This window comes from Streptomyces sp. A 4/2 (assembly GCF_940670765.1).
Classification (GTDB): Bacteria; Actinomycetota; Actinomycetes; order Streptomycetales; family Streptomycetaceae; genus Streptomyces.
The window spans coordinates 56,389-81,871 of record NZ_CALNVW010000062.1; the positions used below are offsets into that span (position 1 = coordinate 56,389).

Consider the following 25,483-nt stretch of genomic DNA (forward strand, 5'->3'; position numbering starts at 1 on the left):
GCGTCGAGCTGGAACCGCCGGGCAGTACCCTGTCGGTTCACTCGTACGGCTGTCATGCCGTACCCCGAGGTCAACGGTGTGGAAGGCGGTACGCGTGATGAGCGAGGCTCCGGACCCCGAGGTGGTCGAACTGGCGACGAAGGTCTTCGACCTGGCCCGGCAGGGAGAGGTCGAAGCGCTGGCCGCGTACGTCGACGCGGGCGTGCCGGCGAATCTCACCAACGACCGCGGGGACACGCTCGTCATGCTTGCCGCCTACCACGGCCACGCCCCGGTGGTGGAGGCCCTCATCGCACGGGGCGCCGACGCCGATCGCGCCAACGACCGTGGCCAGACCCCACTGGCCGGGGCGGTCTTCAAGGGTGAGGACGCGGTGATCCGCGCCCTGCTCGCCGGTGGCGCCGACCCGGCCGCAGGCACCCCGTCAGCGATGGATACCGCGCGGATGTTTGGGAAGACAGAGCTGGTGGAGCTGTTCGGCACCCGCTGAACGGGCTGTCGTAAATGTGGTCGCGGTGGCGAAATGACTGGGTCATCATGACGTCGCGGGTCCATATCGGGCCACCGACGAGAGGCAGAGGAAGATGGACTGCACCGAGCAGAAGACAACGGGCGGCCGGACATGTTGTTGCGCGGCCAGGTAATCCACGTTCCCGGTCGCGTCTACAGCTTGATGTGAGGCTTCTTCCATGATCGATCCAGTCATAGCGCCGAGCGGCACCTTGCTCGGTCTCCTCCAGAGGGGCCGTGGTGACGGCACGCTGCACGCGCTCGCCGCACCGCGCAAGGAAGCACTCGCTGCCCTGGACCACTGCGTACTGAGCGACCCCCGCCACGACTGGCAGGTCGAGAACCGCTCGCTCTACTACGCACGTCTCTATCTCGATCTCGACGGCGGGCTCGACGAGATCGAGCAGCACCTCTTCCTGGCCGACGACCACATCGTCACCGAGGACACCAGGACCGGGCTCGCGCTCGCCGTCCTGGGCCACCTCGCCTCGTACGACAGGGCGGACGCCCTCGCGCTCCTGCGGCGGTACGCGGCGACCGGGGCCAACTGGGCCTGGGCGCTCGACGAACTCGCGCTGCGTGACGACGACGCGGGACTGCGCACCCTGGCCGAGCCGGTACTCGGCCGGTTCCCCGCCACCCCGCAGGGCGAGGCCGAACTGGCGGCGGCGGTACGCGACGCCTACGAACCCCGGCCCTGGCGGCTGTGGGCCGACGACCCGCGCGAGACGGTCGGCGCCCGCGTCCGGACCGCCGGGGAACAGGGGTCGTTCGGCCGCTGGCAACGGCAGATGCGCCCCACCGGTCCCCGGCCCGGCTGGAGCGTGCACGCCGTCTTCGAATGGGCCCAGCAGGGCCTCGACCGCGGCACCGAACTGCACCTGCCGGCCGCCCGCTGCCTGACCGCCGTGGCCGGCCCCGGGGACCGGGCCACGATCGTCGAGGCCGCACGGAGCGGTACGGACGGTGCGCGCTGCGCCGCGCTGCACTATCTCGCCGAAGCACGGGACCCGGCTGTGCTGGACCTCATCGAGGCCGCCGTGGACAGCCCCTCCCGTACCGTCGGTGAAGCGGCCGTCGCCGCCTTCGAGCGGATGTGCGGCGAGGAAGCGGTCGACCGGGCACGCAGCTGGGTGCAGCGGCCCGACGCACTGGGCTCCGCCGCCTCGGGGGTGCTCGCCTGCCGCGGCGGGGTACGGGACACCCAGCTGGTCCTCGGCGCTCTCCGGGAGACCGTCCGGGCCGACGGGCCCGACGCGCCGCCGCTCTGGAAGCTCGTCGACGGGGCCGGCCGGCTCGGCATCGCCTGCGCCGCGCCCGTACTGCGCCATGTGTACCGCGAGACCACCTCGTCGCATCTGCGCGGCAGCGCGGCCCGCGCACTGGCCGCGACCGATCCGTCCTTCGGCGCGGGCTTCGCCGTCGAATGTCTCTGGGACTGCGAGGAGACGACCCGGGAAGTGGCCGCCCTGCACGCCGAGACCGGTGACATCCGGGTCGTCGACCGCCTCCGGCGGCTGGCGGCGGACCCCGCCGAGGAGGCCGAGGTGCAGACCGCTGTACGCAGCAGGATCGGCACCGAAGGGACCGCTCACTGACGGGCGGGTGCGGCGGCTTCCGCCACCGCGGCCGGTACGCGCCGCGCGCTCACGGCTCGTACGGAGCGCCGGCGGACCGCCCCGCAACCGGCAGGAGGACCAGCGGAGTTCCGGGCACGGCCTGCGCCGCGGCCCCGAGCCGGTCCTCCGGCACCACTCCGATCACCGGGTAGCCGCCGGTGACCGGATGGTCCGCGAGGAAGATCACCGGCAGCCCGTCCGGCGGCACCTGCACAGCCCCCAGGACCATGCCCTCGCTGGGCAGTTCGGTATCGCCGGAGCGCTCCAGCGGCGGCCCCTCGGTGCGCAGCCCGATGCGGTTGCTCGCCACCGACACCCGGTAGACGGCCCCCGGCAGGCCCCGGAGCGCGGCCTCGGTGACCCGGTCGGCGCGCGGGCCGAGGATGAGGGGCAGCACCAGTTCGGCCGGGGGAGCCGGGAGCGGCAGGGCATCCACCCCGCCGGGCAGCGCGCCCGCCCGCCCCAGCGGCAGTCTCCGGCCGGTTTCCAGCGGCGCGGGCCCGAGCCCGGAGAGCAGGTCGGTCGAACGGCTGCCGAGCACCGGCTCCACGGCGATTCCGCCGCCGAACGCCACATAGCTGCGTACCCCGCCGACCGCCCGGCCCACATCGAGGACCGCGCCGGACGGCACCAGCACGGGCGCGCCCCAGGCAGCAGGACGGCCGTCGATCCGTACCGGACAAGGAGCCCCGGTCACGGCCGCGGTGACGTCGGCGGTGGCCCGTACCGCGGTCCCGTCGAGCGTGGTCTCCAGGGTGGCAGCCTCCGGCGCGTTGCCGGTGAGCAGATTCGCCAGCCGGTGCGCGGCCCTGTCGAGCGCGCCCGAGTGCGGCACGCCGAGATGCGCGTAACCCGGACGCCCGAGGTCCTGAACGGTCGTGAGCGCTCCCGGGCGTACGACCTCCAGGCTCATGCGAGGTCCTCCCCGGTGAACCGCACCCGCGTGCCGGGGACCAGCAGGGCCGCAGGCTCGCGGGCCGGGTCCCACAGGACCGCGTCGGTGGATCCGATCAGCTGCCAGCCGCCGGGGGAGGAGCGCGGGTAGACACCCGCGTACGTGTCGGCGAGGGCGACCGATCCGGCCGGAACACTGGTGCGCGGTGTGGCGCGGCGCGGCAGCCGCAGCCGGTCGGGCAGCCCGGTCAGATAGCCGAAGCCGGGGACGAACCCGCAGAAGGCGACCCGGAATTCGAGCCCGCCGACGATACGCGGCACCTCGGCGGGCTCCACGTCCCAACGGCGCGCGACCTCCGCCAGGTCCGGGCCGTCGTAGCGCACCGGAATGTCGACCCCGGCCTCCGGTGACGGTGCCAGGGGAGGCACGGTCCAGGTGACGAGCTGCGCGGCGAGCGCTGCCGGCCGCTCCAGACCGTCCAGCAGTACGGTCCGGGCGGCAGGCACGATCTCCCGTACCCCGGGCAGTTCGCCCGCCGCGCGACGGCGCAGCAGCTCCGCGTGGAACGCCTCCGTCTCCTGCGCCGAGTCCAGCTCGATCAGCAGGGCGCGCTCTCCCACCGGGAGCGTCCTCACGCGAAGGGCTCCAGGACCACGCCCGCGGCGAGCAGTTCACGGCGGACCCGTAGTGCCAGTTCCGCGGCCCCGGGGGTGTCGCCGTGCAGACAGAGCGAACGGGCGTCGACGACGAGCCGCTCGCCGGTGACCGCGGACACCGAGTGGTCGCGCGCCATGGAGAGGGCACGGGCGACCACCGCCTCCGGGTCGTGCACCACGGCGTCGGGCCGGGTGCGCGGAACGAGCGTGGCCTGCGCGGTGTACGCGCGATCGGCGAACGCCTCCTGAACCGGCACGAGCCCCGCGTCACCGGCGGCCTCCAGCAGCCGTGACCCGGGCAGTCCGAGCACCGGCAGGCCGCCCCCGGCGAGCCGTACGCCCTCGACGACCGCAGCGGCCTGCTCCTCGTCGTGGACGGTGCGGTTGTAGAGCGCGCCGTGCGGCTTGACGTAGGCCACCCAGGCTCCGGCGGCCCGCGCGAACACCTCCAACGCGCCGATCTGGTAGGCCACTTCGTCGGAGAGTTCACGCGACGGTACGTCCATCGCGCGCCGCCCGAAGCCGGCCAGGTCCCGGTACGAGACCTGGGCCCCGATCCGTACTCCGCGTGCGGCGGCGAGCTCGCAGACGCGGCGCATCGTCGAGGGGTCACCGGCGTGGAAGCCACAGGCGACATTGGCACTGGTGACGACGGAGAGCAGCGCCTCGTCGTCGGTGAGTGTCCAGCGGCCGAACCCCTCGCCGAGGTCGGCGTTCAGGTCGATCGTGGTCATGGCGGTCGCGGTCATACGGCTCCCTCCGGGGGCAGCAGCCTAGCTGTCGCCGGCCGTGCGGGCCCCCTGGAGCAGCCGTCCCATCCGCGCCGTTTCGACCGTTGTCGGTGCGAGGACCTAATCTGTGCAGCGTGACTTCGCCTGCCTCGACGGAATTCGTTCCGCCCCAGCTCAGCGCGGGGCCGCGGCCCGCACCGGGCCCGGCCGCCGACGAAGGGCTCGCGCGGCGGCTGCGCGCGCTCGCGTGCACCGCGCCGCTGCACGATCTCGACGTGCGCAAGGCCAATCTGGCCGGTGAGTTCACGGTCTACGCGATGGCGGAGGTCGCGCTGGCCGCCATCGATCTGGTCACGCTCAACATGGACTTCGACACCGGGGCCGACCACGACCAGATAGTGGCCAGGCTGCTCCCGCGCGTCGCGGCCCAGGCACCGCACCGCCCGGCGGAGGAACACGAGCGGGTGGCCCGCTGGGTGCTGGAGAACCTGATCAACGTCGGCAGCGTGGACCGGGGGTTCCGCGCGGTCTACGGCACTTTCGGCCCCGACGGCGCCTATGTCCGGCGGGACTACGACTTCAAACTTGTCGAGGAGGTCCCCGGACACGGCGGGACGGTCTACCTGCGCACCACCGACGAGGCGGTCAATGTCCTGGTGGGCGCCCTCGACACCGATGTGACCAGCGCGCAGATCGCCGCCGAGGTGAAGCTCGAAGTGCTCATCAGCCGGGGCAGGCTCGCGGACGCGCAGCTCGCCGCCGAGCAGGCCAGGTACCGGACCGTGCAGTACGCGGAGACGCTGCGCAGGACCCTGGAGGCGACCCGGCGCAACGTCCGCGCGGTCGACTGGCTCAAGGCCGTCCCGGACATGATCGACGAGGCGCTCGACCACGTCGCCGACCGCTACCGCCACGAGAACGCGATCCTCACCAACATCCGCAAGGCCAGGGACGAGGCGGAGGAGCCGGAGAACAAACGGCGCGCCGCCGAGCTCGTGGACATAGTCAAGGACTGCATCCGCCGCCACACCCAGCTCCAGTCCCGGCTCCTGGAGGCGGGACCGCTCTTCCGCGCGGAGCAGGACCGGCAGGCCTTCGCCGCCCCGACGGCGAGCGCGGGACTGGATCTGTACGGACAGCTGGTGGCCCCCGTGCTGCCGTTGCCGCTGGAGCAGGCCATCCGGGTCACGGACGCCTTCTTCGCGCGCGGCACCGGACTGCGTACACCCGTATCGGTACGGGTCGGGGACCTGGTCGACATCCTGCTGACCCCGCCGGCGGAACGGGAGCACCTCGGCGTGGAGATGCCCGAGCCCGATCTCATCGCGACCCCGGACGACAGCCGGTTCAGCGAGGAGCAGCTGGCCGGTGCGACGGAGCTGCTCGACCTGGAGCACGACGCCCCCCGACGGCTCTCCGGGCTGCTGGCCGACGCCCGGCGCCGTGATCCAGAACTGCCGTACCTGGTCGCCCTGCTGGCCATCCACGCGGCGAGCCCGCCGGTCGGCACGGCCTATCGGCAGGGAGAGCAGCGGCTGCTCTTCGCCGTGGACGACGGGACCGAGCTGGACGACCCGGAGTTCGGCGGCGCCGACCTGATCGTCGGTACGGCGCTGCTCGACACGGTCGGAATGGCCGCGGGCCGTACGGAGGCGGGATGAGGGCCGAGCCACGACCGGTGCCCGGCCGGACGACACCGGCACCGGCACCGGCACCGGCCCGGACACCGACCGGCTGCGTACCGACCGCGTACGGACCCGTCCCGTGCGCAGCCACCCCGTACGTACCGACTTCGTATGCACCGACCGCATCCGCATCCACCGCATCCACCGCATCCACCGCGTGCGGGACACCCTCGCGCGTACCGACCCAGGAGCCGCAGCCGTGAGCGAGACCCACGCCGAGTACACCGCGTGGAGCGAGCCGGACCAGGCCGACAGCGCCACACCGTCCGCCGCCGCGGCCGGTTCCGCGGTGACCCCGGCCGATGCCGCCGACGCGGCGCGGCTGGTCGCCTTCGGCCTGCAGCCCAAGCTGCTGCCCGCCCGCGACGCCGAATACGCGGAGCTGCTGCGCCGCTACCGCGAAGCCCCGGCCTTCGCCCGTCTCGCCGACGCGATCGCCACCGGACTCGGGCTGGTCGTCCTGGAGGTCTCGACCCGCGCCGGAATGGCCGTCGCCGCGGGCGAGGACTCGGTCTTCGCCGTACGGATGGGTGACTACGCCCGCCGGGCGGCTGCCGACTCGGCCGACCGCTTTCTGCACGGACTGGCTCATCTGGCCGTAGCCGCCATGTCGTTCCCGCGTCCGGAAGACCTCGCCGACGACGGCTACATCGGCCGCATCACGGTCAACGGCGTCGACGCGTTCGTCCGTCAGGCCTGCCGCCGTCTGGAAGAGCGCGCCGAGGAGCAGGGCGAGAACAGCGACCCGGCCACCGAGGCACCTGGCCTCGAAGCGGCCTGGCGCATCTATGCCCGGCGCAGCTCCACCGGCGCCACCAAGGACGCCAGACGACTGGCGGGTTCCACCACCGGAATCGTGGCCAAGGCCGTCGTCTTCCTCACGGAATCGGGATTCCTCCAGCGCACCGGTGACGACGCCGGAGGCGCGTACCGCACCACTGCCCGCTATCAGCTCCAGGTACGCGACATGGCGGGCAGTGCCGCCATGGCCGAGCTGCTGGAGCTGGGGGTCGTACCGGTGGGCGACGGCACGGCGACACTCGTGCCGCCGTCCGAGGCGGACGACCTCGAACTGGCCGCCGACGCCGGCCTGCCCTTCCACACCTGACCGCTCACCGACCCGAAACCGCCCCGAACGCCAACTGCCCCACTTGCACTGCTGCCTGACTGTTCCTGACCGATACCGCCTGATCTCCCTTCTCCCTGACAACGACGAGAGTCCGCCGCCATGTACGAGCTGTCCCGGGTCCGCCTCTACTCCATCGGACCTGCCGGTGCGCGCTACGCCGACACCGTGCTCGACCTGCGGGGAGTGGGCTCTCCCGTGCCCAGCCCGGCCCCGATGCAGGCGGAGTTCTTCGAGGCGGAGCCGGTCGGTCCGCCGCGCCGGCCGGCTCCGGCCGGGGTCCTCTTCCTGGAGAACGGCGGCGGCAAGTCCGTCCTGCTGAAGCTGATCTTCTCGGTGATGCTGCCCGGCCACCGCAACACACTGGGCGGGGCCAGCTCCGGTGTGCTGCGTAAATTCCTCCTCGCCGACGACTGCGGCCATGTCGCCCTGGAGTGGCAGCACACCCTCACCGGCGAGCTCGTCGTGGTCGGCAAGGCCAGCGAGTGGCGGGGGCGGCAGGTCTCCAACGACCCGCGCAAGTTCGCCGAGGCCTGGTACTCGTTCAGGCCGGGGCCCGGCCTGAGTCTCGACTCCCTCCCGGTCGCCGAATCCACCGCCGTACGTCCGCCGGTGGAAGGTGTGTCGGGGGCCCGGGGCCGCCGCCGGACCATGAAGGGCTTCCGCGACGCGATCACCGAAGCGGGCAAGGCGTATCCGCATCTGGACGTGCAGTGGGAAGAGATCCACGACCGCTGGAACGAACACCTCGGTGACCTGGGCCTCGACCCCGAACTCTTCCGCTACCAGCGTGAGATGAACGCCGACGAGGGGGAGGCGGCCGGTCTCTTCGCGGTGAAGAAGGACTCCGACTTCACGGACCTGCTGCTGCGGGCCGTCACCGACACCCGTGACACGGACGGCCTGGCCGACCTCGTCGCCGGCTTCGGCAACAAACTCGGCCGCCGCGCGGAGCTCACCGCCGAACGGGACTTCACCGCGGGCTCCGCCGATCTGCTCGGCCGGATCGTCGAAGCCGCCGAAGCCAGGTCGCGGTCCCGGGACATCCACGCGGGCGCCGAGCGCCGTACCCGCACGCTCGCCCGCAGGCTCTCCGCGCGCGCCGCCCAGGAACGCGGCCGGGCCGCCGACCTGGCCCAGCAGGTCACCTCCGCCGCCCACACCGTCACCGAGGCCGAGGAGGTCAGGGGACGCAGCGCGCTGATCGCCGCCGAACTCGCCTACCGGCACGCCTCCCTGGCACTCGCCGTCGCCGAGAAGTCCGCGGCGGCGCAGCGCAGGGAACTGGCCGACGCGCGGACGTTCCACTCGGCCTGGCAGGCAGCCGAGGCCGTACTGCGTCACCGTGCGGCGGCCGACCGTTCCGCGCGCGTCGCCGTAGCCATCCGTGAGGCCGAACGGGACGCGGCGCCCGCACTGGCCGCCCGGGGCACGGCCGCAGCCGACCTCGTCCGGGCGCTGCGCACGGCCGCCGAGGCCGGCGAGCGGCGCGCGAACGAGGAGGAGGAGCGCGCCGCCGCACTCCAGGAGGCGGGCGAGGCCGCGCACCGCGACGCCACGGCAGCGGCCACCGAAGCACAGCGTGCCCGCAGCGAGGCCGGACATCTGCGCCAGCGCCTCACCGAGGTCGGCCAGGAGACCGCCGAAGCCGTCCGCGCGGGCTGGCTCGACGACACCGCACCCGACGCCGACCCGGCGCGCGCCGCACTGGCTGCCAGCGACGCGGAGAAGTCCGCGGTCGCCGCGTGGGACAGCGCCCGCGAACAGGCCCGCACCACGGCCCAGCAGGCCAAGGAGGCCGCCGCCGACGAAGCCCGCGCCGAGCTCGCCGCAGCCCGAGCGGCGGACGCCGCGCAGGCCACCGAGCGTGCCTACGCGGCGGAACTGCGCGAGGCCGGGTCCATCGCCTCGGAGTACCGCCTCGCCGAACTGCTGAGTCTCCCCGGCACGGCGGCCGTGGGCCTGCCGGGCCCCCGCAGCGGCGCCGGGACCCCGCAGCAGGACCGCGCGGGCACGGCCGAGGACCCGCCCGCAGGTGCCGCCGGCGGCGCGGCCCAGGGCGCTGCCGACGACAGGACCGAAAGCTCCGCCCGTACGCTCACCCGGGGTTCGCTCACCGCCGAGGAACTGGACCGCAACGCGGAAGAGCTCCAGGCGCTGCTCGACCGCGGTGTCACCTCGGCCGAGCGGCAGCTCTTCGAGCTGCGCACCGCCGCCGCCGACGACGCCCGCATCCTCGGCGCACTCGGCGACGGCGGGCTGCTGCCCCCGGGACCCGATGTGCTGGCCACCGTCGAATTCCTCGGCGAGCACGGCATCCCCGCACTGCCCGGCTGGCGCTATCTCGCCCAGGCGGTGGACCCCGCCGACCACGCAGCGGTGCTGGCCACCAGGCCCGAGCTGGTCGACGGCGTGGTCATCACCGACCCGGCCGCCCACACCAGGGCCCGCGAAGCACTCACCGGAGCGGCCCTGCTGCCGCGCTCCGCCGTCGCGGTCGGTACCGCTGCCGCCCTGCTGGCGCCCGTTCCGGGACCGGGACCGTCGGGGACCGGGAGCGACATCTTCCTCGTGCCGCCGAACCCGGCCATGCACGACGAGCACGCCGCCGACGAGGAACGCCAGGCACTGCGTACCCGCGCGGGCGACCGCGACGAGGAGATCCGCCGACTGGCCGCCCGGCTCGGCGGCGACCGCACGCTGGCCGCCCGGCTCGGATCCTGGCGTGCGGACTGCCCGCCGGGAACGCTCGCGGAACTGGCCGCCGCGGCGAGCGCTGCCGAGGAGGCGGCCGGGACCGCGGGGACGGAACTCGAAGAGGCGCGTACGGCCCGCGCGGAGGCCGACGAGGCGGCAGCCGACGCGGCGCGGGAGCGGGACGAACGGCAGGACGTCGCACAGCGCGCCCGCCGGGTGGCCGACGCCCTCGCCGGACTCGCCTTCCGGCTCCGTGAACGGGCGGGCTGGCAGGTCACCCTGCGCGAACTGGCCGACGAGGCAGCCGAGTCGGAGACCCGGGCAGCGACCTGCCTGGAGCGGGCCAGGGCCGCCGACGAGGACCGCAGGGCGGCGCAGCGCGCCGCCGACGACGCGCACCGCACCGCCCGCGCGCTGCGCGCCGAGCGGGCCGAGATCGCCGGGGTGCCCGAGGACCTCCCCGAACCGGACCCGGACACCCCGCGCCCCGCACTGCCCGACCTGCGCGAGGCCTACCGCGCCGCCTCCCAGCTGTACGAGAAGGTCGGCGTCGGAGCGGACCTGCGCGCCGAACAGGCCAGGGCGGAGAGCGACGAGAGCGCGGCCCGCACCGAACTCGACCGGCTCAGCAACAAGGTCCGCACCCGCGCCGCCCAGCTCCTCGAATCCACCGACGGCGCGGACGGCCCCTCCCGGCAGGCCGCGGCGGCCCGCGCCGAGTCCCTCGTCCAGATGCTGGAGTCGCGGGCGTCGGCCGCCAGCGAGCAGCTGGGCAGGCTGCGCGGCGAGGCCGAGCGGCTCGCACCGGCGGACGGTACCGAGACCCACACGGCGCTGCCCGCTGAGCGGGTGCCCGCGGACGCGGACGCCGCACAGGCCCTGCTGCGTACCGCAACCGCCGAACTGGCCGCCGGTACCGATGCGTTGGAGGCCTCGCGCGCGGCCCACGCCGAGCTGCTGCACGCCCACCGGGCGTCGGAGGATGCCGCAGGCGGCTTCGACGAGGCCGCGGCCCTGCTGAGGGACCTGCTCCGCGACCCGCACCGCGACGACGAGGGCGCGGCGGGCCCGGCGGCCACGGAGAACGCGACCCCCGAGCCGTTCCCCGGCACGCTGGAGGAGGCCCGCCGGTCGGCGGCCGAGGCCCGCCGCTCACTGCGCGGCTGCGCCGGTGACCTCTCCGGCGCCGAGTCCGCCGTGCGTGAGGCGAGCGACGTTCTCGTACGGCACGCCAACGCGACCCGCTACGAACAGGTCCGCACCCCGGCGCGCCAGCAGATCCGTGAACTGCCCGCCTCCGCGCTGCCCGAGCACGCCGCGAAGTGGGCGGCGGCCTTCGCCCCCCGGCTCCGGGTGCTCACCGACGAGCTGGAACAGCTGGAGCGCAACCGCGACTCGATCGTGGACCGGCTGCGCGGGCTGGTCGAATCCGCACTCACCACCCTCCGCTCGGCACAGCGGCTCTCCCAGCTGCCCGAGGGGCTGGGCGAGTGGTCCGGCCAGGAGTTCCTGCGGATCCGCTTCGACGAGCCCGACCAGGCCACTCTCGCGGAACGGCTGGGCGAGGTCATCGACGAGGCGACCAGGGCAGCGCTGAAGAAGAACTCCGACCTGCGCAGGGACGGGATGTCACTGCTGCTGCGCGGAGTCCACGCGGCGCTCGAACCCAAGGGCGTGGCTGTCGAGATCCTCAAGCCCGACGCGGTGCTGCGCGCGGAGCGCGTCCCGGTCGGGCAGATGGGCGATGTCTTCTCCGGCGGCCAGCTGCTCACCGCCGCCATCGCCCTGTACTGCACGATGGCCGCGCTGCGCAGCAACGACCGGGGTCGCGACAAGCACCGGCACGCGGGCACGCTCTTCCTCGACAACCCGATCGGCCGGGCGAACGCCACCTATCTGCTGGAGCTCCAGCGGGCGGTATCCGACGCCCTCGGCGTCCAACTGCTCTACACGACGGGCCTGTTCGACACCACCGCGCTCGCTGAATTCCCCCTGGTGATCAGGTTGCGCAACGACGCGGACCTGCGGGCCGGGCTGAAGTACATCAGCGTGGAGGAGCATCTGCGGCCCGGACTGCCCCAGCAGGACCCCGGCGGGGAGCAGGTGCACGGCGAGATCACCGCGACCCGGATGTTCAAGCGGACCCCGGCGGCCACCGAGCAGACCCCGGACGCCATCGACCGGGCCCCGGCGGGCGTACCCGTGCGGGAGTAGCGGCGGGCGCCCTGGGGCGCGGGCCCGGGGCCGCGCCGCCCGAGAATCCGTACGCCTCAGGGGCCGAGGACTCAAGACAGCGGGGCGAAGCTGCCGGACCAGGACCTGCCGGGCTCGGACATACCGGGTTCGGACTTGGGCTCGGACTTGGGCTCGGACTTGGGCTCGGACCTGCCGGGATCAGATCTGGGTCGAGAGCCTCGCCGAGCGGTTCGCCCGTATCCGCTCGGCGTCCCGCTCCTGCCGACGCGCCGCGCGGCGTTCCCTGCGCCGCTCCCTGCGCAGCCGGCGCGCCGTGCTGCTGGGAACCGAGGTGACGCCGTGGCGCTGGTTCCACACCTGCCGGGTGATCCAGACATCCAGTACGGCCCACGTCGCGACGACGGTACTGGCCACACTGCTGAGCACCATCGGGAAGGCGAGCCAGGAGTCCGTCACGGTGGACAGGAAAGCCGTCACCGCCTGGATCAGCGTCACGGAAACGATGAGCACGGCGCGCACCGCGCTGCTGCGCACCGGGTCCGGCATCCGTGGCCGCACCGCGGGCTCTTCGACCCACAGGGGCCGCACGGGGACTTCGCCCTCTTCGACGGCCATCCCTCTTCCCCTTCTCCTCGACCCGCGCACACGGCCCAGGCGCTGTCCGACTCCAGAACGGATGCCCGGCTTGAGCCGGTTCAAGCATCCGCTGCCTCTCCTGCGCCCCTCGTACGCAAGGACGAACAACTTCCGGTAAAGATTCCCGCCATGCAGAGAATTCCGGCCATCCCCGCGGGTGCGGAAAGTGACGTACTGCCGGAGTTCTTCCGCCCGGTCGGGGAAGGCGATCTGCTGGGAAACCAGGACATGGCGTGATCAACTCCCGTACAGGAGGCCGAAAATAGTCCGGACGTCCCTTCGAGTTGCCTGTGAGGCAGTAGTAGGCTCGCGCCGTTTATTGCCGGAACACCACCCCCGCCGGGCGGGGTTGAGCTGGGGGAGGCCATGCGCTTTCGCGGGAGATCCGTCCGCAGGAAGATCGTGGCGCTGTTGCTGGTCCCGCTCGTCGCGTTGACAGCGATCTGGTCGTTCGCCGTCTACCTCACCGGTCGCGACGCCCTGCAACTGATGCGCACCGGAACCGTCGTGAAAAAGGTGGGTCGCCCGCTGGTCGATTCCTTGCAAGAGGTGCAGAAGGAACGGTCGTTGACGCTCCGCTACCTCGTCGACCCGGGCGCCTCGGACGTCCTTGCCGCGCTGCGCGAGCAACGTGCGAGCACCGACGCCTCCCTGGCCACGTTGCGGCACGACACCGGAAGCGGCGACGTCCGTTCGGCACTCGACGAGGACGCGGGCCGGCGGCTGAGCGGCCTCATGGACGGGTTCGCCGGACTCGGTTCGCTGCGGCGCAACGCGGGCGACAACGAAGTGACGCGCCGCGAAGCGTACGACCAGTACAACCGCCTCTGCGACCAGGCGCTCGACCTCCTCGCCGACCTGCCCACGCTGCAGAACTCCAGTCTGGCCGAGCAGTCGCGTGCCCTGATCGGCGTCAGCCGGGCCCGTGAGGCGCTCTCCCGTGAGGACGCCCTGCTCGGCTCGGCCCTCACCGGGGGCCGACTGGACAAGCGGGATCTGCGGGACATCTCGGACCTGGTCGCCACCCGCAAGATGTACTACATCGTCAGCCTTCCCGCACTGCCCCGCCAGGACCGTGACGCGTTCAACGCCTACTGGAGCGGCCCGGCGACGACCCCGGTGCGCACCGCCGAGGAATCAGCGGTCAGCAGGAACCCGGGAAGCACCACCATCACCGGATCCGCCTCCCGGTGGAGCACGGACGCCGGACGGACGCTCGACCGCCTCGACGTGATGGGCGCCGACGCCCGCAAGGAACTCCAGGACCGGGTGCGGCCCGCCGCCTTCCGGATCTTCGCCAAGGCCGGGATCGCCGCGCTGCTCGGCATCGGCGGACTGCTGGTGTCCCTGATGGTGTCCGTACGCATCGGCCGGGAGCTCATCCGCGACCTGAGCCGGCTGCGCAAGGAGGCCCACGAGGTCTCCGGGGTGCGGTTGCCCAGCGTGATGCGCCGTCTCGCCGCCGGTGAACAGGTCGACGTCGAGACCGAGGCGCCCCGTCTGGAGTACGAGAAGGACGAGGTCGGCCAGGTCGGCCTCGCACTCAACACGGTGCAGCGGGCCGCCGTCGAAGCCGCCGTGCGCCAGGCCGACCTGCGCCGTGGTGTCTCCGAGGTCTTCGTCAACCTCGCCCGCCGCAACCAGGTACTGCTGCACCGGCAGCTGACGCTGCTGGACAGCATGGAGCGCCGCACCGAGGACACCGAAGAGCTCGCGGATCTCTTCCGTCTCGACCACCTCACCACCCGTATGCGCCGGCACGCCGAGGGCCTGGTGATCCTCTCCGGCGCCGCACCTTCCCGGCAGTGGCGCAAGCCGGTCCAGCTGATGGACGTCGTACGGGCCGCGGTCGCGGAGGTCGAGGACTACGAACGCATCGAGGTGCGCCGGCTGCCGAGGATCGGCGTCGGCGGTCCCGCCGTCGCGGACCTCACCCACCTCGTCGCCGAACTCCTGGAGAACGCCACGGTGTTCTCGCCTCCGCACACCGCGGTGCAGGTGCACGGCGAGCGTGTCGCCAACGGGTTCACCCTGGAGATCCACGACCGTGGACTCGGGATCACCCCCGACGCGCTCCTCGACGCGAACCTGCGTCTCGCCGAGACCCCCGAGTTCGAGCTGTCCGACACCGACCGGCTCGGCCTCTTCGTGGTCAGCAGGCTCGCGCAGCGGCAGAACGTCCGGGTCTCGCTCCAGACATCGCCCTACGGCGGCACGACCGCCGTCATCTTCATCCCGGTGGCGCTGCTCACCGACGCGCCGGACAGCGAGGGACCCGACGCCGTCGGAGCCGGTACGGAGCGGCCCGGTACTGACGGAACCGGCTTCCGCGCCGACCGGCGCAGCGCACACAGGACCGGATCACGTTCCGTGCTCTCGCCGGTGCCCGGCGCCGGACGGCCGCCCGCGTCCGTACTGGACGGGCCGGTCGAACTGGAGCCGCCCGTCGAGGTGTTGGCGTTCGACGAGGCGGCGGACCTGGCCGACGAGGACAGCTCACCGGGCGGCATCTTCCGCAATCGCGCCCCGGCCGCTCCGCGTGACCAACATCAGCAGACCCCGGACGAGGGCACGGCACCGTCCGAGTCCGCGCGTCCCACCGGGCCCGTCGGGCTGCCCCGGCGCCGCAAGCCGCCGACTCTCGTCTCCGACCACGGACGCCGGGTCGACGGACCCGGGCGTACGGCGGAAGGGCCGGTACGCAGGACCGACGGGCCGGTACGCGTGACGGACGGGCCGGTACGCGTGCCGGAAGGGCCCGGCCGCACGGGGGACAGGCCCGAACCGCCCAGGGCCGTGCCCGCCCCCGGCAGTCCCGGCGGGCTGCCCCGGCGGGTCCGTCAGGCGAACATCGCCCCGCAGCTGCGCCGGGCGCCCGCACCCGCGGCTGAGCCGTCCGGCACCGCGGCGGACGAGGAACGGGACGCCGACGAGGTACGCAGCCGCATGGCGTCGCTCCAGCGTGGCTGGCAGCGGGGCCGCCGCGACAACTCGGCACAGGAATCGGCAGAATCAGCCGCCGTCGGCACCGGACCGGCCGACGGAGCACCAGGAACCACATCGGAGGGGACCGGTCGATGACCGTACCGAACGCAGTAGTACACAACGCCGCAGGGGGACCCGGCGAGCTCAACTGGCTCCTCGACGAGCTGGTGGAGCGGGTCGGCAGTATCCGCAAGGCACTGGTCCTGTCGGGCGACGGCCTCGCCACCGGCACCTCGAAGGATCTGACACGTGAGGACGGCGAGCACCTCGCCGCCGTGGCTTCCGGCTTCCACAGCCTGGCCAAGGGGGTCGGCCGTCACTTCGAAGCGGGCCGGGTCCGCCAGACCGTCGTGGAACTGGACGACGCCTTCCTCTTCATCACGGCTGCGGGCGACGGGAGTTGTCTCGCGGTGCTGTCCGACGCCGACTCCGACGTCGGCCTGGTGGCGTACGAGATGACGCTCATGGTGAAGCGGGTCGGTGCCCACCTCGCGACAGCACCACGGACCGGGCTCACCGCCGGAGGGTGAGGGGAACGCCATGAGCGACGGGGGCCGACCACCGGCACACCACTGGTTCGACGACGACGCAGGACCCGTAGTACGGCCGTACGCCATGACGCGCGGCCGTACCGGCGCCGAGGGCGGCCACCGGCTCGATCTGATCGCGCTGGTCGTCCCCGAGCCGGCGGCCGAGTACCTGGGCAGGGACCAGACCCTCTCGCCCGAACACGTGGACATCGTGGAGCGGTGCAGCGCCGCACCGCAGTCGATCGCCGAACTCGCGGCCGACTTCGATCTGCCCGTAGGAGTAGTACGTGTCCTGGTCGGCGACCTCGTCGACGACGCCCTTGTCCGTGTGACCCAGCCCGTACCGCCGGCCGAGCTGCCGGACGTCAGCATTCTTCGCGAGGTAATCAATGGCCTTCGGGCGCTCTAGCCGCAACCAGCAGCTCGTCGAGCCGGTGACCCTCAAGATCCTGGTGGCGGGCGGGTTCGGCGTCGGCAAGACCACCCTGGTGGGCGCGGTCAGCGAGATCCGGCCGCTGCGCACCGAGGAGACCCTCAGCGAGGCGGGCCGTCCCGTGGACTCCACCGACGGGGTGGAGCAGAAGACCACCACCACGGTCGCGATGGACTTCGGACGGATCACCCTCCGCGAGGACCTGGTCCTCTACCTCTTCGGTACACCGGGGCAGGACCGGTTCTGGTTCCTCTGGGACGAACTGGCGCAGGGCGCGCTGGGCGCCGTGGTGCTCGCCGACACCCGCCGTCTGGAGGACTGCTTCGCCGCGGTCGACTACTTCGAGCGGCGCTCCATCCCGTTCACCGTCGCCGTCAACTGTTTCGACGGGGCGGACCGTTACCCCGGGGACACCGTGCGCTCGGCCCTCGACCTGGACCCCGAAGTGCCCGTCATGATGTGCGACGCACGCGAGCGGGAGACGGTGAAGGACGTGCTCGTCGCGGTCGTCGAGCACGCGATGGACCTCGCCGGGAAGGCCCGCGCGCACGCCGTCACCTGAGACCGTCCGGCACCTGGGGCACCCCTCAGGTGCCGGACGTCCGGGTCAGCGGACGGCGATCACCGACGAACCGTGCCCGAACAGCCCCTGGTTGGCGGTGATCGCGGCGCGTGCGCCGGGCACCTGCCGCTCCCCGGCCCGGCCGCGCAGCTGCCAGGTCACCTCGCAGACCTGGGCGATGGCCTGGGCCGGCACCGCCTCCCCGAAGGAGGCCAGCCCGCCGCTGGTGTTGACCGGAATGCGCCCGCCCAGCGCGGTGGCGCCCTCGCGTACGAGCTTCGCGCCGTCACCGGCGGCGCAGAGCCCGATGTCCTCGTACCACTCCAGCTCCAGCGCGGTCGACAGGTCGTAGACCTCGGCCAGGGAGAGATCTTCCGGGCCGATCCCCGCCTCCTCGTAGGCGGTCCGGGCGATCGAGGCGCGGAAGGACTCCGGGGAGGGCGGGACGGCGGTGGTCGAGTCGGTGGCGATGTCCGGCAGATCGAGAACGGTCCTGGGGTAGACCGGCGTGGGCGTGGAAACCGCCCGGATCCGGACCGGGTCGGCGGCCCCGTGGCGCCGCGCGAAGTCCATGCTGCTGAGCACGAGCGCCGCCGCGCCGTCCGAGGTCGCGCAGATGTCGAGCAGCCGCAGCGGGTCGGCGACGACCGCTGAGGCCGCCACGTCCTCGGCGGTGACCGGCTTGCGGTAGCGGGCCTGGGGGTTGAGCGCACCGGCCGCCGCGTTCTTCACCTTGACCAGGGCGAAGTCCTCGGCCGTATCGCCGTACAGGGCCATCCGGCGGCGCGCGTACAGCGCGAAGTACGCCGGGTTGGTCGCCCCGAGCACCCGGAACCGCAGCCAGTCGGGGTCGTCGGGACGCTCGCCGCCCGCCGGGGCGAAGAACCCCTTCGGCGCGGAGTCGGCGCCGACCACCAGCACCACGTCCGCCATACCGGCGAGGATCTGGGACCTGGCCGTGTTGATGGCCTGCGCACCGGACGCGCAGGCGGCGTACACACTGGTGACGCGCGCTCCCTGCCAGCCGAGGGCGCGGGCGAAGGTCGCACCCGCCACGTACCCCGGATAGCCGCTGCGCACGGTGTCCGCGCCGACCACCGACTGCACGTCCTGCCAGCCGATCCCGGCGTCGGCGAGCGCGGTCCTGGCCGCGACCGTCCCGTACTCGACGAAGCTGCGCCCCCATTTGCCCCAGGGGTGCATACCGGCTCCGAGGACCGCTATGTCGGCCGTCATGACCGCACCTGCGGTGTCCGCACCGGCTGCCAGTGCCAGGTGGCCCAGGTGGTGCCGGTGTCCTCGTCGAGGACACCGGGGACGGCCTCGGCCGTCATGCCGACGGCCAGATCGCCGATCCGTACCCCGGGCGCCGCCTGGCCGAGCACCACCATGCCCTCGGCTTCGAGTTCGACCGCGACCAGCACGTACGGCTCCCACGCCACCTGCGGGTCGGAGACGTACGGAGCGGGCGGGCGGTAGCGGCCGTCGGTGAACGACCAGATCCGCCCGCGCCGGGAGAGCGGGACCTCCGCCAGCTCACCGCCCGCGCAGCCGGGATTGCGGCAGAAGGTGTCCTCGCGGGGGAAGAACACCGCGGAACAGGCCGAGCAGCGAGTGCCCAGCAGCCGGAAGTCCTCCGGTGCGGTGTCGGCCGTGAACCATCCGGCCACCACGGGTGTGCGGGTGCGCGTCAAGACCCCTCCCGGCATCAGCAATCTGACGGAACGTCAGAAGTGTGCCACGGGTCAGTGGTTCCCGGCGAGCCACTTGGCGGCGGTCTCCGCCAGTTCGTGGTCGCGGCCCGTCAGCATCATCCCGATCATCTGCGCGTCCCCGCGCAGTGACCAGGACGGATGCCCGAAGGAGGCCGGATTGTTCCGCTCGATGAGAAAGTGCGCGGGCCAGGCGGTCCCGTACCCGATGAGCGGCAGCGCCAGCGCATACCGCTTACGGCCGCGCGCCAGACCGTACGCGCTCACCGCGAGCCCGGTGAGCGTGCCGGTCAGATGCACCCAGCGGGTCGCGGCCCGTGAGTGCATCGCGACGTAGTACGGCCAGAATTCCTCGTACGTGTCGAACGTCTGCTGCGTCATGCGGAAACGGTAGTCCCCGATCCGAGAACCGGATACGGCTGTTCCGCGTCCGTCAGGAGTGGGAGAACGGCCGGAGCCGACGGGGGTGGTCCCGGCCGTTCCTCCCCGCTCCGTGGGACCCGGGTCTCAGTGGCGCCCCGCCACCGAACGCCACGCCACCGGGAAGTCGAAATAGCTGTCCGGGTAGGTTTCCGGCTGATAGGTGAAGTGCCACCACTCCTCAGGCAGGTTGACGAACCCGACCGCGCCGAGGGCGTCGCGCAACTGGTCGCGGTGGGCGCGCTGGACGCCCTTGATGCGGGGGTCGTCGGTGTGCGCGAGGGTGTCGAAGCAGTCGAACCCGGTACCCATGTCGATCGAGTTGTCCGGGAACCGCTGGTCCTTCGGGGCGTAGCAGGGGGCGAGCGGCTGACCAGGACGGTAGGGGCGGGTCGGTAGCGCCGGGAGCTTCACCCGGGTGAGATCCATCGTGCTGCCACGGCTGTGCCCGGACTTCTCCGCGATGTAACCGTCGGCGAACAGGCGGGACTTGTCGACCCGCGGATAGAACTCGGCCTTCATCTTCTCGTCGTCCAGGTCCTTGGCCCAGCGGACGAAGTGGTCGACGGCGCGCTGAGGCCGGTAGCAGTCGTAGACCTTCAGCGAGTAGCCCTGCCGCAGCAGCTTCGTCTGGGCCCGGTGCAGGGCCTGCGCGGCGGGCCGGGTGAGGATGCACAGCGGCTGGTCGTAGCCGTCGACCGGCTCGCCCATGAAGTTGTGCGGGTACGGATAGCGCATCTCCTGGATGATCGTCGGGTCCACGGCGCGCAGGGCGACGAAATCCCCCGGCGCCCCCGGCCCGGTCCTCGCCTGAGCGGTGGGGGAGACGGCCGTGCAGGCGAACAGGGTGGCGGCGGCGACGGCGAGGGACCGTACGGCGGAACTCAGTCGTGTCATGTGCACTCCATCTATCTGGTGCACTCCATCTATCTGGTGCACGGCCCGGAAGGAAAGCGCGGTCGGATACAGTCCGCGCCCATGGATACGCCCGCGAACGCGCCCGCGAACCCGCCCGTCGAGCCTGTCAGGGATTCCCACTGCCCGGACTGCGGCGCCGCGTTCGCCACCACCGGATGGCCCCGCACCTGCCGGGCCTGCGGCAGCACGGCCTACCGCAATCCGCTGCCCGTCGCGGTCGCACTGCTGCCCGTACGGGACGCCGAGGGCACCGGACTCGTCGTCATCACCCGGACCATCGAGCCGCAGAGCGGCGGAATCGCCCTGCCCGGCGGCTTCATCGACGCCGCCGAGGACTGGCGGCACGCGGTCGTGCGTGAACTCGGCGAGGAGACAGGGATCGCGGCGCGGGAGCAGGACGTACGGCTGGCCGACGCGCTCAGCTCCCCCGACGGCCATCTGCTGCTCTTCGGACTGCTCCCCGCACGCGAAGCAGCCACTCTCCCGGCCTCCGTACCCACCGACGAGACCGCCGGCTGGCACATCCTGCGCGCCGCCACCGAGCTGGCCTTCCCGCTGCACACCGAAGCCGTACGCGGCTGGTTCACCGGCCGCTACCGCTGAAGACCCCGCACCCGCACCGGGCACCCGGGCTCCACGGCCCCCTCCTCCACCAGCCGCTGGACCACCACCCGCCCCTCGTCCAGCGCGGTGGTCCAGCGCTCGACCTCCGGTTCCTCCCACCCGTCCCCGGCGTCCCGGACCACGACCCCGCCGCCCGTACGCCCGGCGGCGGGCGCCCACACCTCCAGCTCGGTGCCACCGTCGTCGCCCCGCACCGGAATCACCGAACCGGCGCGCGCCAGAACCGGGATCCGCGAGAGCGGCGCGTCCAGCAGCACCTGCGCGGGGCCGTCATGGGCGGTGCCGGTCGCCGTGTCGTACCACCGCCCGCGCGGCAGCCGCACCGCACGCCGGTCGGCCCCCCGCTCCAGCACCGGCGCCACCAGCAACGCGTCCCCGAGCAGGAACGCGTCCTCGCAGTCACGCAGCGCCCGGTCCCCGGGCGAGCCCCACCACACCGGCCGTACGTACGGGGCGCCGGTGAGCCGGGACAGCTGCGCCAGCGTCACGAAGTACGGCTGCAGCCGCTCCCGCACGGCCAGCGCGGCCCGCGCGTGCTCCAGCGTCCCGGGACCGAACTCCCACGGCTCCCGGCGCCCCGCCCAGAGCGCCGAGTGGGTCCGCAACAGCGGCAGGTACGAAGCGAGTTGCAGCCAGCGCAGATACAGCTCCGGCGACGGGCTGCCGTCGAAACCACCCACATCGGGCCCCGAGTACGGCACCCCGCACAGCCCCAGCCCCATCACCAGGGACAGCGAGGCCCGCAGCCCCGGCCATCCCGTGCTCACATCGCCGGACCAGGTCCCGCCGTACCGCTGCATCCCCGCCCACCCGGAGCGGGAGAACAGAAACGGACGTTCGTCGGGGCGCAGCCGGCGCAGCCCCTCGTACCCGGCCCGTGCCATGGTCAGGCCGTAGACGTTGTGCGCCTCCCGGTGGTCACCGCCACGGCCGTCCAGATCGTGCCGCGCCGAGCGCGGCAGCGTCGGATCGCCGAACGGGGCGAAGGAGGCGGGCTCGTTCATGTCGTGCCACACACCGGAGAAACCCTGCGCGAGCCGCTCCTCGTACAGCCCGCCCCACCAGGCACGCGCCCGAGGAGCGGTGAAATCGGGATAGACGCACTCACCCGGCCACACGACCCCGCGCACGGGCCCGCCCCGCGGATCGCCGACGAAGGCCTCCGCGGCCAGCCCGCTGTCGTACACCGCGTTGCCGGGCTCGGCCTTCACCGCCGGATCGACGATCGACACCAGCCGCACCCCGTCCCCGCGCAACTCCTCGGCGAGCCCGGGGAGATCGGGGAACCGCTCGCGGTCGACGGTGAAGACCTGATGCCGGTCGTAATGGTCGATGTCCAGATGGAGCGCCGACAGCGGCAGCCCCCGCTCGCGGTAGCCGGCCACGACCCTGCGGACCTCCTGCGCACTCCCGAAGCCCCACCGCGCGTGCTGCGGACCGAGCGCCCAGGACGGCGGCAGCGCGGGCCGGCCGGTCAGCGCGGTCCAGCCGTGGAGCACCCGAGCCGGTGTCCCGACGACCACCCAGCAGCGCAGCGGACCACCGCTCATCCGCACCTCGCTGGAGCCCGGCCGGTCGTGCCCGGACCCCGCGCCCTCCTCGCCCTCGGCGATGACCACCCGGCCGTCCCAGCTGTTGTCGTAGAAGGACAGATGGGTACCCGCGTCCGCCACCACCACCTGCACCGGCATCGTGATGTACAACGGGTCGTCCCCGGGACCGAAGCCGCCCCGCGGGTCCGTGTTCCACAGCCGGTACGACCCGTCGCGCAGCCGGGGCCCCGCGGCCCGCCCGCCCAGCCCGAAGAACCGCGCGTCGGCCGGTACCTCGGCCCGTTGCACCCAGCGGGCACCCCCTCCGGCGACCGGCTCCCACCAGCGGGGCGGCAGCTCCTTACGGATCCTGACACCGCCCGGGGTGAGGATCTCGACCGCCCCGTGCCGGGACACCACGACGGTCACCCGCTCCGAGACCACCCGCCAGCCGCCGTCCTTGTCCGGCTCCAGCACGGCACGGGGATCGGGTCCGGGGCACTCGTCCAGGGCGTACGAAGGCGTCGGCTCCGCGCCGTCCCACCCCCAGAAGACCGCTCCGCCCACGGCGACCCTGACCAGCAACTCCGAGCGGGCGAACCGGACGACCCCGCCGCCCGGACGGGGCTCCACACCCGTCACCACGCCGGGCACCCGCGCGCGCTCCGGCCCGCGCGGCGGAAGCTCCCGGGCGTCCGTACGCCGTCTGCGCCAGGCGGAGCGCAACGCGCGCCGTCCCTGCGCCGTACCCACCGCTTGCACCGAGCGCACCAGGTCACGACCGTCCATGCCGCTCAGACTGCCATCCCGGCACCGGAACGCAGGGGCCGTTCAGCCGCCGTTCACCCGGGACAGGACCACATGTTCACCCCGGCGACCACAGGTCTCCCGCTCTGGTGCACAAGTCGATCACATGGCATCGTCCGTGTCAGCCGTGTCACGCGCACACCCCTCGCACGTGCGCGCCCACACGCACACCACGCGTACAGTCCGGGAGCCGCCCCATGAACTCAGCGAACGCCGCACCACCCCTCTGGCAGCCCAGCCAGGAACGCATCGACGGCGCCACGATCACCCGCTTCCAGGCCTGGGCGGCCGAGCAGTACGGCGCACCCGCCGGGGGCGGCTACGCCGCGCTGCACCGCTGGTCGATCGAGGAGCTCGACACCTTCTGGAAGGCCGTCGCCGACTGGTTCGGCGTGCGGTTCACCACCCCGTACGAGAGCGTCCTCGCCGATCGCTCCATGCCGGGCGCCCAGTGGTTCCCCGGCGCGACCCTCAACTACGCGGAACACGCCCTGCGCACCGCCGAGGACCCGGACCGTGCGGACGGCCCCGCCCTGCTGCACGTCGACGAGAGCCACGAGCCGAGGCCCGTGAGCTGGTCCGAACTGCGCCGCCAGGTGGGCGCGCTCGCAGCCGAACTGCGCGCGCTCGGCGTACGCCCCGGCGACCGGGTCAGCGGCTACCTCCCGAACATCCCCCAGGCCGTCACCGCCCTGCTCGCCACCGCCGCGGTCGGAGCGGTCTGGACCTCCTGTGCCCCCGACTTCGGCGCCCGCAGCGTCCTGGACCGCTTCCAGCAGGTCGAACCGGTCGTGCTGTTCGCCGTCGACGGCTACCGCTACGGCGGCAAGGAGCACGACCGCAGCGACACCGTCGCCGAACTCCGCGGTGAACTGCCCACCCTGCGCGCCGTGGTGCACATCCCGCTCCTCGGCACACCGGCGCCCGAAGGCGCACTCGACTGGTCCGCCGTCACGGCCGGCGACGCGGAGCCGGTGTTCGAGCAGGTTCCCTTCGACCACCCGCTGTGGGTGCTGTACTCCTCCGGTACGACCGGGCTGCCGAAGGCGATCGTGCAGTCCCAGGGCGGCATCCTGCTGGAGCACTTCAAGCAGCTCGGACTGCACTGCGACCTCGGCCCGGACGACCGCTTCTTCTGGTACACCTCCACCGGCTGGATGATGTGGAACTTCCTCGTCTCCGGCCTGCTCACGGGTACCACGATCGTCCTGTACGACGGCAGCCCCGGCTTCCCGGACACCGGCGCCCAGTGGCGCATCGCCGAGCGCACCGGGGCCACCTTCTTCGGTACCTCGGCCGCCTACGTCATGGCCTGCCGCAAGGCGGACCTCCACCCGGCCCGCGATTACGACCTCTCCCGTGTCACCTGCGTCGCGACGACGGGCTCCCCGCTCCCGCCCGACGGGTTCCGCTGGCTCCACGAAGCGGCCGGGGAGAGCGTCTGGATCGCCTCGGTCAGCGGCGGCACGGACGTCTGCAGCTGCTTCGCCGGCGCCGTCCCCACCCTGCCGGTGCACATCGGCGAACTCCAGGCGGCCTGCCTCGGCACCGACCTCCAGGCCTGGGACGCACAGGGCAGACCGCTCGTCGGGGAGGTCGGCGAACTCGTCGTCACCCGACCCATGCCGTCCATGCCGATCCGTTTCTGGAACGACCCCGACGGCAGCCGCTACCGGAGCAGTTACTTCGACACGTACCCCGGAGTCTGGCGGCACGGCGACTGGATCACGATCACCGGCCACGGCTCCGTGATCATCCACGGCCGCTCCGACTCGACCCTCAACAGACAGGGGGTCCGCATGGGTTCCGCCGACATCTACGAAGCGGTCGAACGGCTCCCCGAGATCCGTGAATCCCTGGTCATCGGAATCGAGGAGCCCGACGGCGGGTACTGGATGCCGCTCTTCGTCCACCTCGTCCAGGGCGCCACGCTCGACGACGGCCTCCGCGACCGCATCAAACGGACCATCCGCGAACAGCTCTCCCCGCGTCACGTCCCCGACGACATCATCGAGGTCCCCGGCGTCCCGCACACCCTCACCGGCAAACGCATCGAGGTGCCCGTCAAACGCCTGCTCCAGGGCACGGCGCTCGACAAGGCGGTCAACCCCGGATCGGTCGACAATCTCGAACTGCTCGCCTTCTACGAGGAACTCGCCCGCAGCCGCCGCTGACCGCCGCACCGGCAGTCACCCGCTCAGGCGGTGAC

The 25,483-nt window shown here is 72.7% G+C and carries 20 protein-coding genes; 11 read left to right on the plus strand and 9 right to left on the minus strand.

Going from position 1 to position 25,483, the window contains the following annotated elements:
• The first annotated feature begins 97 nt into the window (after nucleotides 1-97).
• Together NBY69_RS36205 and NBY69_RS36210 are read left to right on the plus strand one after the other, a co-directional pair.
• Nucleotides 98-490, plus strand: coding sequence for an ankyrin repeat domain-containing protein (locus NBY69_RS36205; RefSeq protein WP_250306530.1), 393 nt, complete (start codon nucleotides 98-100; stop codon nucleotides 488-490).
• 199 nt (nucleotides 491-689) lie between these two features.
• A complete protein-coding gene (locus NBY69_RS36210) occupies nucleotides 690-2,108 on the plus strand; it encodes a HEAT repeat domain-containing protein (RefSeq protein ID WP_250306531.1) in 1,419 nt (472 codons plus the stop codon).
• Nucleotides 2,109-2,157: 49 nt separating this feature from the next.
• Here the strand turns inward: NBY69_RS36210 and NBY69_RS36215 are convergent, their stop codons facing one another.
• From NBY69_RS36215 to NBY69_RS36225, 3 genes are read right to left on the minus strand one after another with little or no spacing between them, the layout of a single operon-like run.
• Complete coding sequence (locus NBY69_RS36215) at nucleotides 2,158-3,042, minus strand: biotin-dependent carboxyltransferase family protein (RefSeq protein WP_250306532.1); 885 nt, start codon at nucleotides 3,040-3,042, stop codon at nucleotides 2,158-2,160.
• Nucleotides 3,039-3,659 (minus strand): allophanate hydrolase subunit 1, encoded by a 621-nt coding sequence (locus tag NBY69_RS36220; protein WP_250306533.1) that lies wholly within the window; start codon nucleotides 3,657-3,659, stop codon nucleotides 3,039-3,041. Before NBY69_RS36220 ends, NBY69_RS36215 begins: the two co-directional genes overlap by 4 nt.
• On the minus strand, nucleotides 3,656-4,429 hold the full coding sequence (locus NBY69_RS36225) for a LamB/YcsF family protein (protein ID WP_374211380.1): 774 nt from the start codon (nucleotides 4,427-4,429) through the stop codon (nucleotides 3,656-3,658). The genes NBY69_RS36220 and NBY69_RS36225 overlap by 4 nt, the downstream gene beginning before the upstream one ends.
• Before the next feature lie 116 nt (nucleotides 4,430-4,545).
• Here NBY69_RS36225 and NBY69_RS36230 point away from each other — a divergent pair, with 116 nt between their 5' ends.
• The 3 genes from NBY69_RS36230 to NBY69_RS36240 all read left to right on the plus strand — a co-directional run bounded on the left by NBY69_RS36230 (nucleotide 4,546) and on the right by NBY69_RS36240 (nucleotide 12,133).
• Complete coding sequence (locus NBY69_RS36230) at nucleotides 4,546-6,072, plus strand: hypothetical protein (protein ID WP_250306534.1); 1,527 nt, start codon at nucleotides 4,546-4,548, stop codon at nucleotides 6,070-6,072.
• 223 nt (nucleotides 6,073-6,295) lie between these two features.
• Nucleotides 6,296-7,204: a hypothetical protein gene (locus NBY69_RS36235; RefSeq protein ID WP_250306557.1), complete on the plus strand. Its 909-nt coding sequence runs from the start codon at nucleotides 6,296-6,298 to the stop codon at nucleotides 7,202-7,204.
• Between the two features lie 120 nt (nucleotides 7,205-7,324).
• Nucleotides 7,325-12,133 (plus strand): hypothetical protein, encoded by a 4,809-nt coding sequence (locus NBY69_RS36240; protein WP_250306535.1) that lies wholly within the window; start codon nucleotides 7,325-7,327, stop codon nucleotides 12,131-12,133.
• A gap of 180 nt (nucleotides 12,134-12,313) precedes the next feature.
• On the opposite strand, the gene NBY69_RS36245 is transcribed toward NBY69_RS36240, so the two are convergent.
• Complete coding sequence (locus NBY69_RS36245; RefSeq protein ID WP_250306536.1) at nucleotides 12,314-12,730, minus strand: hypothetical protein; 417 nt, start codon at nucleotides 12,728-12,730, stop codon at nucleotides 12,314-12,316.
• 387 nt (nucleotides 12,731-13,117) lie between these two features.
• On the opposite strand from NBY69_RS36245, the gene NBY69_RS36250 reads away from it, so the two are divergent.
• Genes NBY69_RS36250 through NBY69_RS36265 form a run of 4 tightly spaced genes read left to right on the plus strand, consistent with a single transcriptional unit; the run spans nucleotide 13,118 to nucleotide 17,261 of the window.
• On the plus strand, nucleotides 13,118-15,832 hold the full coding sequence (locus tag NBY69_RS36250) for a nitrate- and nitrite sensing domain-containing protein (protein ID WP_250306537.1): 2,715 nt from the start codon (nucleotides 13,118-13,120) through the stop codon (nucleotides 15,830-15,832).
• Nucleotides 15,829-16,266 carry a roadblock/LC7 domain-containing protein gene (locus tag NBY69_RS36255; RefSeq protein WP_250306538.1) on the plus strand — a complete coding sequence of 146 codons (438 nt, stop codon included), beginning with the start codon at nucleotides 15,829-15,831 and terminating at the stop codon, nucleotides 16,264-16,266. The genes NBY69_RS36250 and NBY69_RS36255 overlap by 4 nt, the downstream gene beginning before the upstream one ends.
• A gap of 10 nt (nucleotides 16,267-16,276) precedes the next feature.
• A complete protein-coding gene (locus NBY69_RS36260; protein WP_250306539.1) occupies nucleotides 16,277-16,675 on the plus strand; it encodes a DUF742 domain-containing protein in 399 nt (132 codons plus the stop codon).
• On the plus strand, nucleotides 16,656-17,261 hold the full coding sequence (locus NBY69_RS36265; protein WP_250306540.1) for an ATP/GTP-binding protein: 606 nt from the start codon (nucleotides 16,656-16,658) through the stop codon (nucleotides 17,259-17,261). The genes NBY69_RS36260 and NBY69_RS36265 overlap by 20 nt, the downstream gene beginning before the upstream one ends.
• Before the next feature lie 45 nt (nucleotides 17,262-17,306).
• On the opposite strand, the gene NBY69_RS36270 is transcribed toward NBY69_RS36265, so the two are convergent.
• From NBY69_RS36270 to NBY69_RS36285, 4 genes are all read right to left on the minus strand, one after another.
• The gene (locus NBY69_RS36270; RefSeq protein ID WP_250306541.1) at nucleotides 17,307-18,497 is read right to left on the minus strand and encodes a lipid-transfer protein; all 1,191 of its coding nucleotides are present in this window, start codon (nucleotides 18,495-18,497) and stop codon (nucleotides 17,307-17,309) included.
• On the minus strand, nucleotides 18,494-18,955 hold the full coding sequence (locus NBY69_RS36275; RefSeq protein ID WP_250306542.1) for a Zn-ribbon domain-containing OB-fold protein: 462 nt from the start codon (nucleotides 18,953-18,955) through the stop codon (nucleotides 18,494-18,496). Before NBY69_RS36275 ends, NBY69_RS36270 begins: the two co-directional genes overlap by 4 nt.
• Nucleotides 18,956-19,006: 51 nt before the next feature.
• On the minus strand, nucleotides 19,007-19,354 hold the full coding sequence (locus NBY69_RS36280; protein ID WP_250306543.1) for a DUF962 domain-containing protein: 348 nt from the start codon (nucleotides 19,352-19,354) through the stop codon (nucleotides 19,007-19,009).
• Nucleotides 19,355-19,480: 126 nt separating this feature from the next.
• Complete coding sequence (locus NBY69_RS36285) at nucleotides 19,481-20,290, minus strand: M15 family metallopeptidase (protein ID WP_250306544.1); 810 nt, start codon at nucleotides 20,288-20,290, stop codon at nucleotides 19,481-19,483.
• Nucleotides 20,291-20,371: 81 nt separating this feature from the next.
• Between NBY69_RS36285 and NBY69_RS36290 the strand changes: the two genes are divergently transcribed.
• Nucleotides 20,372-20,914, plus strand: coding sequence for an NUDIX domain-containing protein (locus NBY69_RS36290; RefSeq protein WP_250306545.1), 543 nt, complete (start codon nucleotides 20,372-20,374; stop codon nucleotides 20,912-20,914).
• On the opposite strand, the gene NBY69_RS36295 is transcribed toward NBY69_RS36290, so the two are convergent.
• Nucleotides 20,905-23,256, minus strand: coding sequence for a TIM-barrel domain-containing protein (locus tag NBY69_RS36295; protein ID WP_250306546.1), 2,352 nt, complete (start codon nucleotides 23,254-23,256; stop codon nucleotides 20,905-20,907). The two genes, NBY69_RS36290 and NBY69_RS36295, sit on opposite strands and share 10 nt — an antisense overlap.
• Before the next feature lie 215 nt (nucleotides 23,257-23,471).
• Between NBY69_RS36295 and NBY69_RS36300 the strand changes: the two genes are divergently transcribed.
• Entirely contained in the window at nucleotides 23,472-25,448 is a 1,977-nt protein-coding gene (locus tag NBY69_RS36300) for an acetoacetate--CoA ligase (RefSeq protein WP_250306547.1), read from the plus strand.
• Nucleotides 25,449-25,483 lie beyond the last annotated feature (35 nt).